This window comes from Levilactobacillus senmaizukei DSM 21775 = NBRC 103853, from assembly GCF_001592085.1.
Lineage (GTDB): Bacteria > Bacillota > Bacilli > Lactobacillales > Lactobacillaceae > Levilactobacillus > Levilactobacillus senmaizukei.
Genome location: NZ_BCWD01000016.1, coordinates 34,976 through 52,373 on the forward strand (window position 1 = coordinate 34,976; position 17,398 = coordinate 52,373).

Genomic DNA, 17,398 nt, shown 5'->3' on the forward strand with positions numbered 1-17,398 from the left:
AATATACATTTTTACCAGATAAAAAAGGGGGGCTAGGTATGAAGAAGCAGGAACGCCAGCAGTTGCTGAAAAGACTGCTGACATCGCGGGAAATCGAACGGCAGGAGGATTTTGTTCGCCTACTGGCCGAAGATGGCATTCATGTTACGCAGGCCACGATTTCACGGGATATTAAGGAGATGCAACTCGTTAAGTTACCCGCTGATTCAGGGGGTTACCGGTATAGTCTCCCAGTTCAAAAAAAGATTGATACCCAGAAGAAGCTGCAGCGGACATTGCAAAATGCCTACATTTCCTTCGCTGTACAGGACCAATTCACGATCCTGAAGGTGTTGCCAGGGAATGGCCCAGTGATTGCCTCCTTGCTGGACCAGATGCGTTATGACTTTATCTTTGGCACGGTTGGCGATGACAGTTCGGTGTTAGCCGTTTGTGTTTCGCATCAGGGTGCCCTACAATTAGAGAAGACAATCAATCAGATGTTAGAAGATTAACTTTGGCGCGATCACGACTCACCAATCAGCGGTTAGCTGACCTAGGCGGCGTGGTCGTTTTATTTTTGAGGAGGTCAGACCGTGTTACAAGAGTTATCCATTAAAAACTTTGCGATTATTGATCAGCTGGATGTGACGTTTAAGAAGGGCATGACCGTTCTGACCGGGGAAACCGGTGCCGGTAAATCCATCATTATCGATGCGGTGGGCCTCCTAGCCGGTGGACGGGGATCGGCCAACTTTGTCCGCACCGGAACCGATAAGGCGATCATCCAGGGGAGTTTTGTTTTTCCCGATGGCGGAACGACCTACCGGGTATTGGATGAGCTGGGCATTGACCACGACGATGGTAGCGTGATTTTACAGCGAGAAATTCATCAGAATGGCCGGAATACCTGTCGGGTCAACGGCATGTTGGTCAACACCAATACCCTGAAACGTATTGGTGAAACCGCCGTGGATATTCATGGGCAGAATGAACATCAGGAACTCATGCAGCCAGAGAAGCATTTAGGGATGTTGGATGAGTTTGCGGGGGGCAGAGTTGCCAAGTTACGGACGCGCTATCAGACCATTTATCACCGCTATACGCAACTCCAATCGACGTTGGAGAGTCGCCGGACCAATGAGAAAGAGTGGGCGCAACACCTGGATATGCTGAAGTTTCAGGTTAACGAGATCGAGTCGGCGAATCTGCAACCGGGCGAAGAGGACGACCTGATTGCTGAACGGGAACGCTTGGACAATTACCAAAAGATTAACGATGCTTTACAACGGAGCCAGATGACGCTGACGGGTGAGGATGCCGCACCTGGCGTGAATGATCAGCTCAGCAGTGCTCTGCAGGCGATGCAGGGGATTGCCGACTTCGATCCGGCGTTCAAGCAGATCAGTGCCAGCTTAGAGACGGCCTACTATGCCCTGACCGATGCCGTGGGGGATGTTTCCTCCCAATTGGATTTGTTGGAATGGGACGAGGGTCGGTTAGACGAAATTGAGCAGCGGTTGGATGTGATTAACCAGTTGAAGCGTAAGTATGGCGACTCCGAGTCGCAGGTTCTGAAGTACTTCGATAAAATTGCGGCCGAACTGAAACAGATGCAGACGACCGATGCTCAGGCCGACGATTTGGAAGAACAGGTGGCCGCTCAGGAGACCAAGCTGCATGAGGTCGGGGAACAGCTGAGTGAGGCCCGGCACCATGCCGCCGAGAAGTTGGAACGCGCCATTCACGGTGAATTGGGCGACCTGTATATGGCCAAGACGGTCTTTGCTGTTCGCTTTTCGCGGCCCAAGAACGAAGGCTTACTGAGCACGGGACTGGACCACGTGGAGTTCTATCTGCGCACGAATCCCGGTGAGGATATGCGACCCTTGGCTAAAATTGCTTCCGGTGGGGAGCTGTCCCGGATTATGCTGGCCCTGAAGACGATCTTCTCCGAGTCTCAGGGGATTACCTCGATCATCTTTGATGAGGTGGATACCGGGGTTAGTGGCCGAGTTGCCCAAGCCATTGCCGAAAAAATTAGTGGTATCGCTCGGGCCTCACAGGTCCTGTGTATCACACATTTACCCCAAGTTGCTGCGATGGCCGACCACCACTACTTCATTGCTAAGCAGATCGTGGGCGAACGGACTGAGACCAATTTGACCCGGTTAAATGCGGATGCACGGATCGATGAAATTGCCCGAATGTCCGCGGGAACCCAGGTGACGAAGCTCGCCTTGGAACACGCCAGCGAACTCCTGGCCCTGGCCGATGAAACCAAGCAGCGGCAAACAAATACGCAAAACAAGTGATCATCCCTAGTGGTTTACCAGTCATTTTGATGGGGACCACTATTTTTGTCTGCTCAGGTAGTTTAAAAGGTTTATAAAATTCAGCTTAAATTATTTCGGTGATTGGCTTATACTAAGGATAATAACATTGTTTTAAGAGATGAAAAGTTAGTTGAGGGTGTGAATTATGAAAAAAAGGATTATGGGCTTAGTCATCGGGCTATTGTGCCTGGTGACTGTCTTGGTAGCCGGGTCGATTACGGCCCATGCCACAGATATTACGGCTCAAACGACGGGGTTAGATGGCCCATCATCGATTGCTGAGGAAACCGGCAACAATGTCTATACGCCAGTCACAGATACTACTCAGCTTGATTCTGGTCAAAACTTTCAATTGTATTACACCTGGGGCGTCAAGGATGGTGTTCAAGTGAGGGATGGCGACACCGCCACAATTACGATGCCAACCAATGCCTCGGCCTCACCGGCCAAGTTTGACGTCATGGCTAAGGACGCCAACAACACGGTCGTCGGTGAAGTTTTGATCAAGGTTGGCACGAATGTCGGGGTCATCACCTTTAATAATAAGATGTCTAAAACCAATGTCGGTCGAACGGGGACGCTCCAATTTAATGCCGTCGGGACCAATAAAAAGGCCTCCAGTGGTGGGGCAACTTACGTGATCAATAAGAATGGTTGGGTTAACGAACATGATTACACGGGGGTCTTACCTAACAAGATCACTTGGGATATTGTGTTCAACCCTAACAATAAGGATATGGGGAAGGTCACACTGACCGATACCATTGGTCCCCTGCAGACCTTTATCAACGACAGTTCGATCTCGGCCAAGTATGATGATGGCACTGTGCTTAAGCCAACGGTAGCCGCTAACGGGTCTACGGTGACGTTTACTTTCGACAACATTACCAAGAATACGACTCTGGTCTATTACACGTCGGTGGATACCGCGGCGATTACGGGTAGTACCTCAGGGGTCTTCAGCAACAAGGTTGATCTGGTGAGTGCCGCCGGGGATACCGGGAGCTCGAGTACGGGTGAGGATCCCGGTTCCAGCACCCCGGATGGGCCCATCAAGTCTGGTTCGACCAAGAACTTTCATTGGGGTGGTAAAGCCGTTTTAGATGGTGATTACGTTGGAGGCTTCAACCTGACGAAGTCGGCATTAGGCGATGCAGCCATGACGTTACCTGGCGCCGAGTACAAGGTTCAAAAGCAGGCGGATGGTGGGAGTTGGTCCGATATTCAAACCGGACTGACCACCGATGCAACGGGGGTCTTAAGCGATCCACTGCTTCCAGTTGGGGACTATCGGTTGATTGAAACCAAGGCACCGGATGGCTATCTTTTGCCGGATTACAGTTCAGATAAGGATAAACCGATTGAATTTACCATTGCCGCCAGTGACGCCGCCGCAGGCAACACGATTCATGAATTAACGCAGGTCGACAATCCTAACTCGGTCACCTTGACCAAGAAGGATGCCAGCACCGGTGACGTCCTTGCGGGAGCCACGTATCAGCTAAAGGATTCAACTGGGAAAGTTGTTGCCGACAATTTGGTCACGGATGTCCACGGTCAAGTGACCGTCAGTAAGCTGGCACCTGGTGACTATAACTTCTATGAAGTGACGCCACCGGATGGTTATGAGAAGAATACCGAACCGGTACCCGTAACCGTTTCGGCTGCCGGAACAGCGGCTGTCGGCGTCGAGCAAGTTGACAAACCAATTACCGTGGCTTCCTCGAGCTCTGCCGAGACGTCAAGTACGCCATCGTCGAGTGTGACTAGTTCGACTAGTACTTCCGCAATTCCAAGCAGCTCGAGCTCAAGCTTGGCGTCTTCATCCATATCGACCGAGTCAAGTTCCAAGCCGGTGGTAAGTTCCTCGATTCCATCCAGTTCAAGTTCCGAAGAATCTAGTTCCTCGACCCCATCGGCTTCGGCCTCGATTCCGAGTGCCTCTTCTGAACCGATGTCGAGCGAAAGCGGCAGTTCTACGACCTTCGATAGTGACTCAGCTGTTACGCCGTCCAAGAAGCCAACGCCGCCAACATCGGAGCCAGAACCAGATTCGAGTTCAGACTCAACAAGCTCGAGCGAACCTGAGCCAGTCAAAAAGGATTCAAGTTCGTCTTCGAGTTCCCATCCAGCAACCGTCAAGCGCAACCAGAGTAGTAGGGCGGATCTCGCCTCGAACGCTCTGACGACGGCGAATGCCGGTGGCACAAACCTGCCTTCCGCTAGCGGTGCTGCTGCTAAACCCAAGGGCTTGAAGCGTTTCCTGCCACAAACGAATGAGCAAAAGAGTCTCTTTGCCATGATCTTAGGCCTTTTGGTCTTCGGCACTAGCGTGAGTGTTTGGCAATGGTGCCGGTCCACTAAACGGTAAGTAAGTGATGATACGACAAAAAAGCAACCTTCCTAGTCTATGGTCTAGGAAGGTTGCTTTACGTTAGTAACGTTGAATTGAACGCAAGAGGCGGGGTGCGACGATGGTCGTTAGCCGGTCTTGCTTCAAGACGAGGTGACCAGCGGCATCTTCACTTAAATAACCACTCGCCGTTGCGGGGGCAACGTCAGGGGCGCTCTTGAATTGGAGACGGACAAAGTAATGCCGGTCAAGTGATTGTCGGATGAAGTAATGAAGCTGTTCATCGGGCATTTGCGACTCAATCACTTGGCCTTGAACGACAGGCCGACTACTAAAGAGTTCCTTATAGGCAGTTGCAACCCGATCTGACAGGGCTGCACGAGTAATCTTTAAGTTTTGCATACTGCTCACCTCGAACGTTTGTTTGTATTTATATTATACGAACATCCGTTCGAGAATGCAAGAACTTTTTATCGGAGTCCTAAAATCCCGATATTTCGGACTTTTTCTGGATTTTAAGAGGTAAACCAACCTATTCGGACAGAAATAGTGGTAATATAGTTATCTATAGATTGTCGATAAGGCCGGCTAACGGCTGGCACGCGACCCGCTGCATTTCGGCCCAACGGACGAATGGGGTCAGTAATTAAATTTTTTGGATGAAGGGATTTTTTCAGAATGGCTAAACGTGGAATGCTCATCGTACTCTCAGGTCCTTCGGGAGTTGGTAAAGGAACGGTTCGAAAGGCATTGTTTGATACCGGTGCGACCGACTTCTCTTACTCCATCTCAATGACGACTCGTCAACCACGAGAAGGCGAAGTCAATGGGGTCGACTACTACTTTGTTTCCAAGGAAGAATTCGAGGAGAATATCCGTAATGGGGAAATGCTCGAGTATGCCAAGTATGTTGACAACTACTATGGCACCCCGTTAAAATATGTAAATGAAACCCTTGACCAAGGTAAAGATGTCTTCTTAGAGATTGAAGTCAACGGGGCCATGCAGGTTCGGGCCAATTGTCCGGACGCCGTCTTTGTTTTCTTGACACCGCCTGATCTGATGGAACTTAAGCATCGATTAATTGGACGGGGGACGGATGCCATGGATGTCATCAACAAGCGTATTAAAAAGGCCGTTGGTGAGATTCGGATGATGCGCAACTACGATTACGCCGTGGTTAACGATGAAGTTAGCCAGGCAGTTGCCCGGATTCAGATGATTATTCGCAGTGAACGGTTACGGGTAACCCGGGTCATGCCGGATTACGAACAAATGATTGGAGACGAAAACTAATGTTACTTTATCCCTCAGTTGATGATTTATTAGCACAAGTTGATTCACGTTACTCATTAATTATGCTGGCTAGCAAGCGGGCCCACGAGTTGGACGCCGGTGCCAAGCCATTGTTAACCGACTACAAGTCGCCTAAGACCATTGGTCGTGCACTGGAAGAAATTGCTGCCGGTGCGTTGATGATTGATCCGGACGAAAAGGATCTGGACGCCTAACTTGGCGATTCAGGAAGGACCAGATTACCGTTGGGTGATCTGGCCTTTTTTATCGTAAGTGACAAGGAGGGACGAAATGTTAACTGGAAAACATGTGACATTGACGGTCAGTGGTAGCGTGGCGACCTATAAGGCAGCGACCTTAGCCCGTGAGTTGCAGCGGGCCGGTGCGGAGGTTCGGGTGGTCCTTACCGCGGCCGCCGCTAAGTTTGTGACGGCAGCAACCTTTGCTGCGTTGACCAAGGTACCGGTCCTAAACGATGAGAGCTGGTGGCAGGCTTCAGGTGAAATCGATCACGTCGCTCTCGCCGACTGGACGGATTTAGCCCTTGCCGCACCAGCTTCCGCTAATCTCATGGCCGAATTGGCAAACGGACTGGCCGGGGATGTGGCTAGTGCTACTTGGTTGGCGACCGACGCTATTAAAGTGGTGATCCCGGCCATGAACACCCACATGTGGACGGCGCCGGCAACCCAGCGGAATCGGCAACAATTGGTGGCCGATGGCGTCCATGTTTTGACGCCCGCTACCGGACTGTTGGCCGAAGGTTACGCCGGTCAAGGCCGGTTCCTGGAGCCGACTGAGATTGTGAGCCAGATTAATGATCTAAACCTATTTCAAGCCCCCATTTTAAAGGGTAAACGGGTGGTCGTTACCGCCGGCGGCACACGGGAACGGTTGGATCCGGTTCGCTTCCTGTCGAATGATTCCTCTGGCAAGATGGGCTACGCCGTGGCAGCTGCTGCGGTGGCCGCGGGTGCTGATGTGACCTTAATTACCGCCCCAACGCGACTGGATCCACCGGTTGGAACCAAGGTTGTGCCAATAGAGAGTACAACTGAACTGCGCGATGCCGTGATTACGGCGTATCAACGGGCCGATGCTCTGGTGATGGCGGCTGCCGTGGCCGACTTTCAACCCTTGCAAATGGCCGATCAGAAGATTAAAAAGACGCCTGGTGAGACCGAGTTTACCTTACGTCTGCAACCAACGCCTGATATTTTGCAGGAAGTGGCAGCCATTAAGCAACCCCACCAAGTTACGGTGGGCTTTGCTGCCGAGACGCAAGATTTACTGGCTAACGGGCAGAAAAAGTTAGAGGCCAAGCACTTAGACTTGTTAGCAGCAAACGATGTCTCACAGGCCGGAATTGGATTTAACAGCGATGATAATCAGGTGACCTTTATTCAACCGAATGGGGTCACCGATCAGACGCCGAAAACCAGTAAAAAGTTGATAGCACAGGCGCTAATTAAACGATTAGCAGAAACTTTAGCAAGTAAGTGAGGTGACAGTCGTGGCCCAGATTGGTCAAATTCTAGTAGATGTACCGACGATGCAAACCAATGATCCCTACTCCTATGCGATTCCAGCCGAGTGGGAACATCAACTTCAGGCGGGGATGCGGGTCATTGTCCCATTTGGTCGCGGTCATCGGATGGTTGACGGCGTGGTGGTTGGCGTCACCGATGTGACCAGTTTCGACGGGACACTTAAGCCAATCGAGGCCGTACTGGACCTTTCCCCCGTGCTTAATGCTGAGTTACAGCAACTCGCCGACTGGTTGGCAGACGAAACGTTTGCCTTTCGGATTACTTGTATTCAAACCATGTTACCGAACCTATTAAAGACCAAGACCGAGCGGGAGATTGCACCATTGGACGCGATTACTCCCGCCGAAAGAGCGACCTATTTTCCAGACGGTACCCCGCGGCCATTCGACCCCGATAAGTTGGATGAGGCTACGGTAGCCGGCTTGTTGAAGTTACAACGAGCGGGCAAGGTAACCGTGCTCTATCATGTGAAGAATCAGGCGGCGGCGAAGACGACCACCGGTGTGGCACCGTTATTACCACCGGATAAGTTGGTGGAAATTCAACACGCGGTTGCCAAACGGGCGCCTAAGCAGGCTGATCTGTTGGCCTACTTACAGGGAATGACTCCGAGTCAGCCTCAACCCCAGGCCAAGGTGGTTAAGGCGGCCGGTGTTTCCAGCGCGGTGATTAATACCGGAGCGGAAAAGGGTTGGCTGGAGAAATCCAGCCTGGAGGTCTACCGGGACCCGTTCCATCAGCCCGTCAAGCCGACCCACCCCCTGACATTGAATCCTGATCAGGCCAAGGCCGTGGCGGCCATCACCGCCGCCATCGATGGGGATGACACTCAGAACTTTTTGGTTGAAGGGGTCACTGGGAGTGGTAAGACCGAGGTTTACCTCCAAAGCATTGCCGTGGCGTTGCAACAGAAGCGTACGGCCCTGATGCTGGTGCCGGAGATTGCGTTGACGCCGCAGATGGTCAATCGGGTGAAGGCCCGGTTTGGCGAACAGGTCGCGGTCCTTCACAGCGGTCTCTCAAAGGGTGAACAGTACGACGAGTGGCGACGGATTGACAACGGTGAGGCCACGGTCGTCGTCGGGGCTCGCTCCGCGGTCTTTGCTCCCGTTAAAAACGTTGGGCTGATCATCATGGATGAAGAACATGAGAGTAGCTATAAGCAAGACGAGACGCCGCGGTACCATGCACGTGACGTGGCGCTCTGGCGTGGTCGATATAATCATTGTCCGGTGGTCTTAGGTAGTGCTACGCCTTCGCTGGAAACACGAGCGCGGGCGGCCAAGGGGATCTATACCCGTTTGGTTTTGCCGAAGCGGGTCAACGATCGACCCCTGCCCACTGTGCACATCGTGGACATGCGGGCCGAGATGAAGAGCATTGGCGACAGTGACTTCTCAACACCATTAGTGGCCGCGATTCAAGCAAGATTGGATCGCAAGGAACAGGTTGTGTTGATGTTGAACCGACGGGGTTATTCTTCATTTGTCATGTGTCGTGATTGTGGGTTTGTGTTGAAGTGTCCCAACTGTGATATTTCATTAACGCTACACATGGATAGTCACTCCATGAAGTGCCACTATTGCGGGCATGAAGAGGCCATCCCCAAAGTTTGTCCCAACTGTCACAGTCGTAAGATTCGCTACTATGGGACCGGGACTCAGAAGGTCGAAACGGCTCTGCAGGCACAATTTCCAACGGCTCGAATTCTGCGGATGGATGTCGATTCCACCCGGCGAAAGGGGGCCCACGAGCGGATCTTAAAACAATTTGGAAATCACGAGGCCGATATTCTATTGGGAACCCAAATGATTGCCAAGGGACTCGACTTCCCTAACGTTACCCTGGTTGGGGTGTTGAATGCCGATACGGCCCTGGGGTTACCCGACTTTCGAGCCAGTGAACGGACCTTTCAGTTGTTGACCCAGGTCAGCGGCCGGGCCGGTCGGGCCACCAAGCCGGGTGAGGTGTTTATTCAAACATTTAATCCGGACCACTATGCTATCCAGTTGGCACAGAGCCAGGACTACGAGCGCTTCTTCGTGACCGAAATGGCGATGCGTCACCAGGGCAGTTATCCACCATATTACTTTGCCGTTCAGGTGACAGCCAGCCATGAAGATGAAGCGGTCGCGGCTAAGGCGATGTATCAGATTGTGGCGGCACTGAAGGGCGACCTGAGTGACCAAGCGATTGTGCTGGGACCAACCCCGAAGGCAATTGCACGGGTCAAGCGGAAGTATTATTATCAAGTTGTGATTAAATATAAGAATGAACCAGATTTGAAGGCGGGCTTGGAACAGATTCGCCAGGCAGCCCAGATCCCGGCCCGTCACGGCTTAGCCGTAACGATTGATCCGGAACCCATGAACTTTATGTAGAAAAAAGAAAGTATGGTGTGACATGACATCTGTTATTTTTATGGGGACGCCCAAGTTTTCGGCGCCCATCCTAACGAGTTTGATTGAACATGGCTATGACGTCTTAGCGGTGGTGACCCAACCGGATCGTCGCGTTGGTCGGAAGCACATTATGACCCCGTCACCAGTTAAACAAGTGGCCGTTGACCATAATATCGAAGTGCTCCAGCCGGAAAAGATTTCGGGGAGTCCCGAGATGGCGCGGGCCATCGAATTGGCGCCCGATCTGATTGTGACCGCGGCCTTTGGCCAATTTCTGCCAACCAAGCTGCTGAATGCGGCTAAGGTGGCGGCGGTAAACGTTCATGCCTCACTCTTACCCAAGTATCGCGGAGGCGCTCCCGTCCACTATGCCATTATGAACGGGGACGCCGAAACCGGGGTTTCAATTATGTTCATGGAAAAGAAGATGGATGCCGGGGCTGTTCTGGCCCAGAAAGCCATTCCGATTACCGATCAAGACGATGTGGGGAGTATGTTCGACAAACTCAGTGATTTAGGGCGCGACCTGTTGCTGACCACCTTGCCTAAATTGCTGGCTGGGTCAATCACGCCAATTCCGCAAGACGAGGACCAGGTAACCTTTGCGCCAACCATTAAGTCGGATGAGGAACGGGTCGACATCACACTCAGTGCCCGGCTCTTTGACTGCAAAGTTCGGGCTTTGCGGCCATTGCCAACGGCTCATATTTATTTGAATGGTGTGCGGACAAAGTTGTGGCACGTCACGGTCTTACCCGAACAGACCGATCTCAAGCCTGGCCAAGTGGTCAGACGTGACAAGCATCACTTGGTCATTGCGACCGGGGAAAATGGGGTCATCAGCCTGGATGAATTACAACCGGCTGGTAAGCCTAAGCTCAGCATTACAGACTTTCTAAATGGAACCACGGACGAATTGGCCGTGGGCGAACAGGTGGCAGAATAAATGACAAAAAATAAGACACCGCGGGCACTGGCCGTCGAAGCACTGACGCGGGTTGCTAACGGGGCATACTCAAACTTACAATTGGAACAAACATTGGAAAAGAACGCCCTTAGCGACGTTGACCGGCGGTTTGTGACGAACTTGGTTTACGGGACGATCCAACATCGGTTCACCTTAGACTACTATTTGGAAGGGTTTATCAAGCCTAACCAGAAGGTGTTGCCTTGGGTTAAGATGACGTTGTTGGTCGCACTTTATCAAGAAATTTACTTGGACCGGGTACCTAAACGGGCCATCTTTAACGAGGCCATTCAGCTGGCGAAGGACCGGGGTCATGAAGGTATTCGTCGGTTTGTGACCGGGGTCTTGCATGCCATCGATCGCCAAGGCTTACCAGACATTGCGGCTATTAAGGACCCAACGCAGCGGTTAAGTCTCGAATATTCCGTGCCAGAGTGGTTGATCACGGCCTTACAGAAACAGGTTGGCGCCGACAAGACGGTTAAGATATTGGCGACAATTAACCAGCCAGCTGCCCAATCTGTGCGGGTCAACGTGGCAGTTACCACCATGGAAGCCGTTCAACAGGCCTTAACGGCCGAAGGCTATGACGTGGTACCAAGTGAAGTGGCCGGCGAAGCCTTTCGTTTGGACGATGCCGCTGCTAACCAGAGCAAAGCCTTTGCAGATGGTCGTCTGACCATTCAAGATGAGAGTGCTATGTTACCGGTGGAAGCCTTACAACTCCGGCCGGGTGATCAGGTGCTCGATGCCTGTGCGGCTCCTGGTGGAAAGACCACTCAAATTGCGGCGCACCTCGATGCCCATTCCGGTGGGAAAGTCACCGCCCTTGATTTGCATCCCAAGAAGGTTGCCTTGATTGAAAGTAATGCCGAACGACTGCACGTTGCCGACCGGGTGGATGCCGTTGCTTTAGATGCCCGGAAGATCAATGAGGCATACCCCAAGAAGATGTTTGACCGTATCCTGGTCGATGCACCTTGTTCTGGGCTCGGGCTGATTCGTCGGAAACCAGAAATCCGTTACGAAAAGACCCCAGCCGATATTCAACAGCTCCAGAAGGTGCAACTCGGGATCTTGGATGCCGTGAGTGCCAAGTTGAAGCCGGCTGGACTGATGGTCTACAGTACGTGTACCATTTTAGATACCGAAAACAATGACGTTGTGAAGCAGTTCTTAGCCGCTCATCCGGACTTTGAGAGCGTGCGGGTCGCAACGACTAAAGCAATTAAGGAAGACCGCACGACTGACACCCTGAGCCTCTATCCCGATGATTTTGATTCGGATGGGTTCTTTGTCAGTGCGTTCCGTCGTAAAAAATAGGGGTGAGTAACCATGGAAGTGGCATACCAAACGTCGATTGGCAAGCAACGCGAAGATAATGAAGATTATGTGGACGTCTTTACCAACCTGGCAGGCCAACATTTGGCCATCATTGCGGATGGTATTGGGGGTCATCAGGGGGGTGATGTCGCCAGCGCCATGGCTGTGTCACACCTAGGCCATGAGTTCGAACAGACCAAGATCGCCTCGCCGGAAACGGCGGGGCACTGGATTACCGCGCAGATCACGGCGGAAAATCAGTCGATCATTGATAAGTCTAACCAGTTTGCCGATCTGAATGGCATGGGGACCACCTTGGTGGCGGCCGTGTACTTTACGGATGAAGTGGTCATTGCCAGCATTGGCGACTCACGAGCCTACCTTTTACGTGACGAGCAGTTACGTCAGTTGACCGAGGACCATTCCTTGGTGAACGAATTGGTTAAGCGCGGCGAGATTAGTCGTCAGGCAGCCCGGCATCATCCCCAAAAGAACGTGATTATCCGCTCCTTAGGGATCTCTGACGATGCCCAATTTGATTTGAATACTTATCCCTTAGTACCGGGCGACCAGTTGTTGCTCTGTACCGACGGTCTCACCAATATGGTAGATGATGATCAGATTCAGGCGGTTTTGCTCAGTGACCAACGGGCTGAAGACAAGTGTCAGCAGCTCATTGATTTGGCAAATGCTGCCGGTGGACTGGATAATATCACCGTTCTCTTGATCACCAATCCTCCGCGGGAGGTGATGGGACAATGAAGGCGGGTTATACCCTGAACGGGCGTTACCGAATTGTTCGGGCGCTGGGCGAAGGTGGCATGGCCAACGTGTACTTGGCCCATGACTTGATTCTCGACCGCGACGTCTCGGTTAAGCTACTTCGACTGGACTTGCGCGACGATCCGAACACAATTCGACGATTTCAGCGTGAGGCGCTGGCCGCTACGGAATTGGTGCACGATAATATTGTGCAGGTCTACGATGTCGGCGAGGAGAATGGTATGCAGTACCTGGTCATGGAGTACGTGAAAGGCACGGATCTCAAGGCCTATATCAAGCACCACTTTCCGATCCCTTATCAAGAGGTCATTAAGATTATGGAGCAGATTCTTAGCGCCGTCTCGATGGCCCACAAACATAATATTATTCACCGGGATTTGAAGCCGCAGAATATCTTGATCGATGAGCATCAGGTTGCCAAGATTACGGACTTCGGGATCGCGGTAGCGCTGTCGGAACACAGTCTCACGCAGACCAATACAGTCTTGGGTTCCGTGCACTACCTGTCGCCTGAACAGGCCCGTGGGGGTATGGCAACGAAGCAGTCCGACATTTATTCATTGGGGATTATTCTCTATGAAATGTTGACGGGGACGGTGCCGTTTCAGGGCGAGACGGCCGTTTCCATTGCGCTGAAACACTTCCAATCAGAGATCCCCTCGGTCAGAGATATTGATCCACGGATTCCCCAAGCACTAGAGAATGTGGTCCTAAAAGCCACCTCCAAGCAGCCTCGGGACCGCTATGTGGATGTTGCCAGCATGGCCGAAGATCTTAAGACTTCCCTGTCTCCAACTCGGGCGGGGGAGGTCCGGTTTACGCCTAGCGAGGACGATAATGGAGAGACCAAAGTCTTGCCGGCTAGTGCGCTAGCCGCGTTTTCCGAAATTGATCATCCGGAGGAAACGGCGCAGGCCGACGTTAAGCCGGTCGCTAAGCCCAAAAAGAATAAGGGCAAGAAGGGACGTAAGTTTCATCGTCATCCTCGCCGGCGGAAGTTTATCATTGCTGGGTCGGTGGTGTTACTGGTCCTGCTAGGGATTATCTTGGGAGTGGCCCTCTTTCAGCCACGAATGACGACGGTTCCCAAGGTTGCCGGGAGGACTGAAACCGCCGCTCGTAGCGAATTGATCGTGGCCAAGCTAAAGGTTGGTCAGGTCCATAAGGTGTCGAGCGCCTCGGTGAAGGTTCACCGGGTTGTCAGAACGGAACCCCGTTCCGGAACCCAGTTGCGGCGTAAGAGTGCGGTCGATCTCTGGATAAGCACCGGACCAAAACGGTTCCGCATGGCTGACTATCAGGGTGAATCGTATGCCAGCACCGCGGCTAAATTAGAGGCGCTGGGCTTCACGGTTCACCGGGAGTCGGTTCACTCAACAAGTGTACCGGCGGGTAAAATTATCCAACAGAGTGTGGCCGCGGGTAAGAACGTTGTGCCGGCCAATACAGAGGTGACCTTCACGGTCTCAACGGGATCGAAGACGGTGACGTTGTCGGACTTGACCGATAAGACCAAGGGCCAAGCCCAAAGCTATGCCACCGACCATAACCTGAATTTGGCGTTCAAATATGCTTATTCTTCGGACGTGGCTAAGGGGCATGTTATTCGGCAGTCGCCGGGTGAAGGTGCCGTAGTCCATGAAGGGGATAACGTGACTTTGACGCTGTCTCGAGGGCCGGAGAGCGATAGTAGCTCTTCCGTCGATGAATTTAGTGTCGACGTTAAGATTCCTTACGATAGTGGCTCAACGGACGATGATGACAGTAGTAATACGGGATCCAGCGAGAATCTCATTCAGATTTATCTCCGGGACCAGGACCACTCACTAAGTTCGGTTTATAAACAAATGACGATTACCGATGATACCCAAGTGACGTTGCCATTTACGGTGGCAAGTGGGAAAGACGGGGCATACAAGGTCGTTCGCGACGGCCATGTGATTGCTTCCGACAACCACGTCACGAAAAATTAGGGAAAAGGCCTGCAATTGGTGCTCAGTTCTTTTATAATATAAGAGAACTGAGTTTTTTTATTCAAACTATTAGGAGGTGCGTTATGGCTGAAGGACAGATTCGCCAATCATTGAGTGGTTTTTACGATGTCTTTAGCGCGGGTAAAATGTATCGGACGCGGGCCCGTGGTAATTTCCGTAAGCGCCGAATTACGCCATTGGTTGGTGACCGAGTCGTCTTTGAAAGTTCTTCACCCAAAGAAGGCTATGTCTTAGAGATCTTGCCACGAACCAATTCCTTGCAGCGACCACCAGTGGCTAACATTGACCAAGGGGTGGTCGTGACGGCCGTTGCTGAACCGGAGTTTTCAACCAATTTGCTGGACCGACAATTGATTGCCTTAGAGGTTAGTGGTATCACCCCGGTGATTTACTTCACCAAGACCGATCTGATTGACGATGACCGCTACCGGGAATTTGAAACGCTGGCCGCGGGCTATCGACAGATCGGGTACGCCGTCTGCTTGACGCGCGAACCCTTTGCCACAGAGGGTCTAAATCAGTTGAAGACCACCTTAGCCGATAAGGAAACGGTGATTATGGGACAAACGGGTGCGGGTAAATCCACGCTGCTGAATCACCTGTCACCTGATCTAACGTTAGCAACCGGTGAAATCTCAAAGGCCTTGAATCGTGGACGGCATACCACGCGAAAAGTCAGTCTGATGCCGATTGCCGGCGGGCTTGTTGCGGATACGCCAGGTTTTTCATCCTATGATACACTGACAATCGATTATCGTGAGTTGTGTCACTTCTTTCCAGAGTTCATGGCCCTGGCTGACGACTGTCGGTTCCGGGGATGTGTTCACATCAATGAACCTGGTTGTGCGGTCAAGGAAAGCTTGGCAGAGGGCAAGCTTTTGCAGAGTCGATATGACAACTATGTCCAACTCTTAACGCTGTTAAAAAATCAAAAACCAGTCTATAACAAGAAGAAATGAGGAAGAGAATTTATGATTAAAGTAGCGCCTTCAATTTTAAGTGCTGATTACGTCAACTTACAAAAGGATATCGAAATGGTCGACCGGGCCGGTGCCGAAGTTTTGCACATCGATGTCATGGATGGAGCCTTTGTACCAGCTATTTCCTATGGTCCAGGTTGGGTTAAAGCAATTCGTCCCATTACCAAGATGGTCTTGGATGTTCATATGATGGTTCAAAACCCAGAACGGTACGTCGAAGACTTCGCGAAGGCCGGTGCCGATATTATCGGGGTTCACGTCGAAGCAACGCCCCACATTCACCGGGCTTTGCAAATGATCAAGAATGCTGGTGCTACGCCCGAGGTGGTTATCAACCCGGGGACGCCGGTTGCCATGATCGAACCCGTGTTAGACATGGTTGGCCAAGTGTTGATCATGACGGTTAACCCCGGCTTTGGTGGGCAAAAGTTCTTGCCTAGTTCTGTGGACAAGATTGCCGAATTGAACGCCATCAAAGAGAAGAAAGGCTACAATTTCGATATCGAGATCGATGGTGGGGTCAACAACGAAACGGTCGTTGACTGTGCCAAGGCGGGTGCTACGGTTGCTGTTGCTGGATCATACGTCTTCAATGCCGACGATCCAGCCGCTCAAGTTCAAGCCTTAAAGGATGCGACAAAATAATGCTACGTGGGGGAACGTTTAATCTGTTAGTTGGTGGACCGAAGGCGACTTGGCCGAGTGATTTAGCTGCTAAAGCAATTGACGGTCCCTGGATTGGGGTTGACCGGGGAACGTTGCGGCTGATCGATTTGGGTATTCAACCAATTGCCGTGATTGGCGATTTTGACTCGTTGCAACCCGGTGAGCTTCAACGCGTCCGGCGGAACGTGAAGGACATCCGTCAATCACAACCCGAAAAGGACTTCACGGATACCCAGTCGGCGGTGTCCGTGGCATTTGGGGACTATGGTGCCGATAAGCTCGACATTTATGGGGCGACTGGTGGCCGAATGGACCACTTCCTGGCTAATCTTTTTCTGGTGCTGGAACCACAGTACAAACGGTATGCCAGCCAGATTCGTTTGATCGACCGGCAGAATACGATCCAATTTTTTGCCCCGGGCAAGTATACGATTGATAAGGAAGCCGATAAGAAGTACTTGGCATTCATTCCGTTAACGCCCATCGACCATTTGAGCTTACTTGATGAAAAGTATCAGCTGCACGATGAACCAATTCCATACCCGATCTCGTTTGCTAGCAATGAATTCGTAGGCGAGCACGGGACGTTCCAATTCGACACCGGGCTACTCTGTGTGATTCAGAGCTGTGATACCTATGAAGCACGGCATGAGTAACGATTAATGGCTCTTTGTCAACTGGTGTTGATGAAGAGTGTGGGAGTTCAATTCATTTACGAATTGGACTCCTTTTTTCTATGCCAATTTTAAATTCGATTTGTATTCGATAT

At 51.7% G+C, this 17,398-nt stretch carries 15 protein-coding genes; 14 read left to right on the top strand and 1 reads right to left on the bottom strand.

Annotated elements, in window-relative coordinates; all coding sequences use genetic code 11:
* The first annotated feature begins 38 nt into the window (after nt 1–38).
* The 3 genes from LSE01S_RS07130 (at nt 39) to LSE01S_RS07140 (ending at nt 4,686) form a co-directional block, all read left to right on the top strand.
* Entirely contained in the window at nt 39–494 is a 456-nt protein-coding gene (locus LSE01S_RS07130; RefSeq protein WP_061776941.1) for an arginine repressor, read from the top strand.
* 81 nt (nt 495–575) lie between these two features.
* Nucleotides 576–2,294 (top strand): DNA repair protein RecN, encoded by a 1,719-nt coding sequence (gene recN / locus LSE01S_RS07135; RefSeq protein ID WP_061776942.1) that lies wholly within the window; start codon nt 576–578, stop codon nt 2,292–2,294.
* 166 nt (nt 2,295–2,460) lie between these two features.
* Nucleotides 2,461–4,686, top strand: coding sequence for a SpaA isopeptide-forming pilin-related protein (locus tag LSE01S_RS07140; protein WP_061776943.1), 2,226 nt, complete (start codon nt 2,461–2,463; stop codon nt 4,684–4,686).
* Nucleotides 4,687–4,749: 63 nt separating this feature from the next.
* On the opposite strand, the gene LSE01S_RS07145 is transcribed toward LSE01S_RS07140, so the two are convergent.
* Nucleotides 4,750–5,070 carry a hypothetical protein gene (locus LSE01S_RS07145; protein ID WP_061776944.1) on the bottom strand — a complete coding sequence of 107 codons (321 nt, stop codon included), beginning with the start codon at nt 5,068–5,070 and terminating at the stop codon, nt 4,750–4,752.
* A gap of 276 nt (nt 5,071–5,346) precedes the next feature.
* Between LSE01S_RS07145 and gmk the strand changes: the two genes are divergently transcribed.
* The 11 genes from gmk to LSE01S_RS07200 all read left to right on the top strand — a co-directional run bounded on the left by gmk (nt 5,347) and on the right by LSE01S_RS07200 (nt 17,285).
* Complete coding sequence (gene gmk / locus LSE01S_RS07150) at nt 5,347–5,964, top strand: guanylate kinase (protein WP_061776945.1); 618 nt, start codon at nt 5,347–5,349, stop codon at nt 5,962–5,964.
* Nucleotides 5,964–6,179: a DNA-directed RNA polymerase subunit omega gene (gene rpoZ / locus LSE01S_RS07155; protein ID WP_061776946.1), complete on the top strand. Its 216-nt coding sequence runs from the start codon at nt 5,964–5,966 to the stop codon at nt 6,177–6,179. The genes gmk and rpoZ overlap by 1 nt, the downstream gene beginning before the upstream one ends.
* A 76-nt stretch (nt 6,180–6,255) precedes the next feature.
* Entirely contained in the window at nt 6,256–7,467 is a 1,212-nt protein-coding gene (coaBC, locus tag LSE01S_RS07160; RefSeq protein ID WP_061776947.1) for a bifunctional phosphopantothenoylcysteine decarboxylase/phosphopantothenate--cysteine ligase CoaBC, read from the top strand.
* Between the two features lie 10 nt (nt 7,468–7,477).
* A complete protein-coding gene (gene priA, locus LSE01S_RS07165; RefSeq protein WP_061776948.1) occupies nt 7,478–9,895 on the top strand; it encodes a primosomal protein N' in 2,418 nt (805 codons plus the stop codon).
* Nucleotides 9,896–9,917: 22 nt separating this feature from the next.
* Nucleotides 9,918–10,862, top strand: a complete 945-nt coding sequence (gene fmt, locus LSE01S_RS07170) for a methionyl-tRNA formyltransferase (protein ID WP_061776949.1) — start codon at nt 9,918–9,920, stop codon at nt 10,860–10,862.
* Nucleotides 10,863–12,206, top strand: coding sequence for a 16S rRNA (cytosine(967)-C(5))-methyltransferase RsmB (gene rsmB, locus LSE01S_RS07175; protein WP_061776950.1), 1,344 nt, complete (start codon nt 10,863–10,865; stop codon nt 12,204–12,206). It begins immediately after the preceding gene.
* A 12-nt stretch (nt 12,207–12,218) separates the two neighbouring features.
* A complete protein-coding gene (locus tag LSE01S_RS07180) occupies nt 12,219–12,968 on the top strand; it encodes a Stp1/IreP family PP2C-type Ser/Thr phosphatase (RefSeq protein WP_061776951.1) in 750 nt (249 codons plus the stop codon).
* Nucleotides 12,965–14,962 carry a Stk1 family PASTA domain-containing Ser/Thr kinase gene (gene pknB / locus LSE01S_RS07185; protein ID WP_061776952.1) on the top strand — a complete coding sequence of 666 codons (1,998 nt, stop codon included), beginning with the start codon at nt 12,965–12,967 and terminating at the stop codon, nt 14,960–14,962. Before LSE01S_RS07180 ends, pknB begins: the two co-directional genes overlap by 4 nt.
* Before the next feature lie 83 nt (nt 14,963–15,045).
* Nucleotides 15,046–15,942, top strand: coding sequence for a ribosome small subunit-dependent GTPase A (rsgA, locus tag LSE01S_RS07190; RefSeq protein ID WP_061776953.1), 897 nt, complete (start codon nt 15,046–15,048; stop codon nt 15,940–15,942).
* 12 nt (nt 15,943–15,954) lie between these two features.
* The gene (gene rpe, locus LSE01S_RS07195; protein WP_061776954.1) at nt 15,955–16,608 is read left to right on the top strand and encodes a ribulose-phosphate 3-epimerase; all 654 of its coding nucleotides are present in this window, start codon (nt 15,955–15,957) and stop codon (nt 16,606–16,608) included.
* Nucleotides 16,608–17,285, top strand: coding sequence for a thiamine diphosphokinase (locus LSE01S_RS07200; RefSeq protein ID WP_061776955.1), 678 nt, complete (start codon nt 16,608–16,610; stop codon nt 17,283–17,285). Before rpe ends, LSE01S_RS07200 begins: the two co-directional genes overlap by 1 nt.
* The last annotated feature ends 113 nt before the right edge of the window (nt 17,286–17,398 follow it).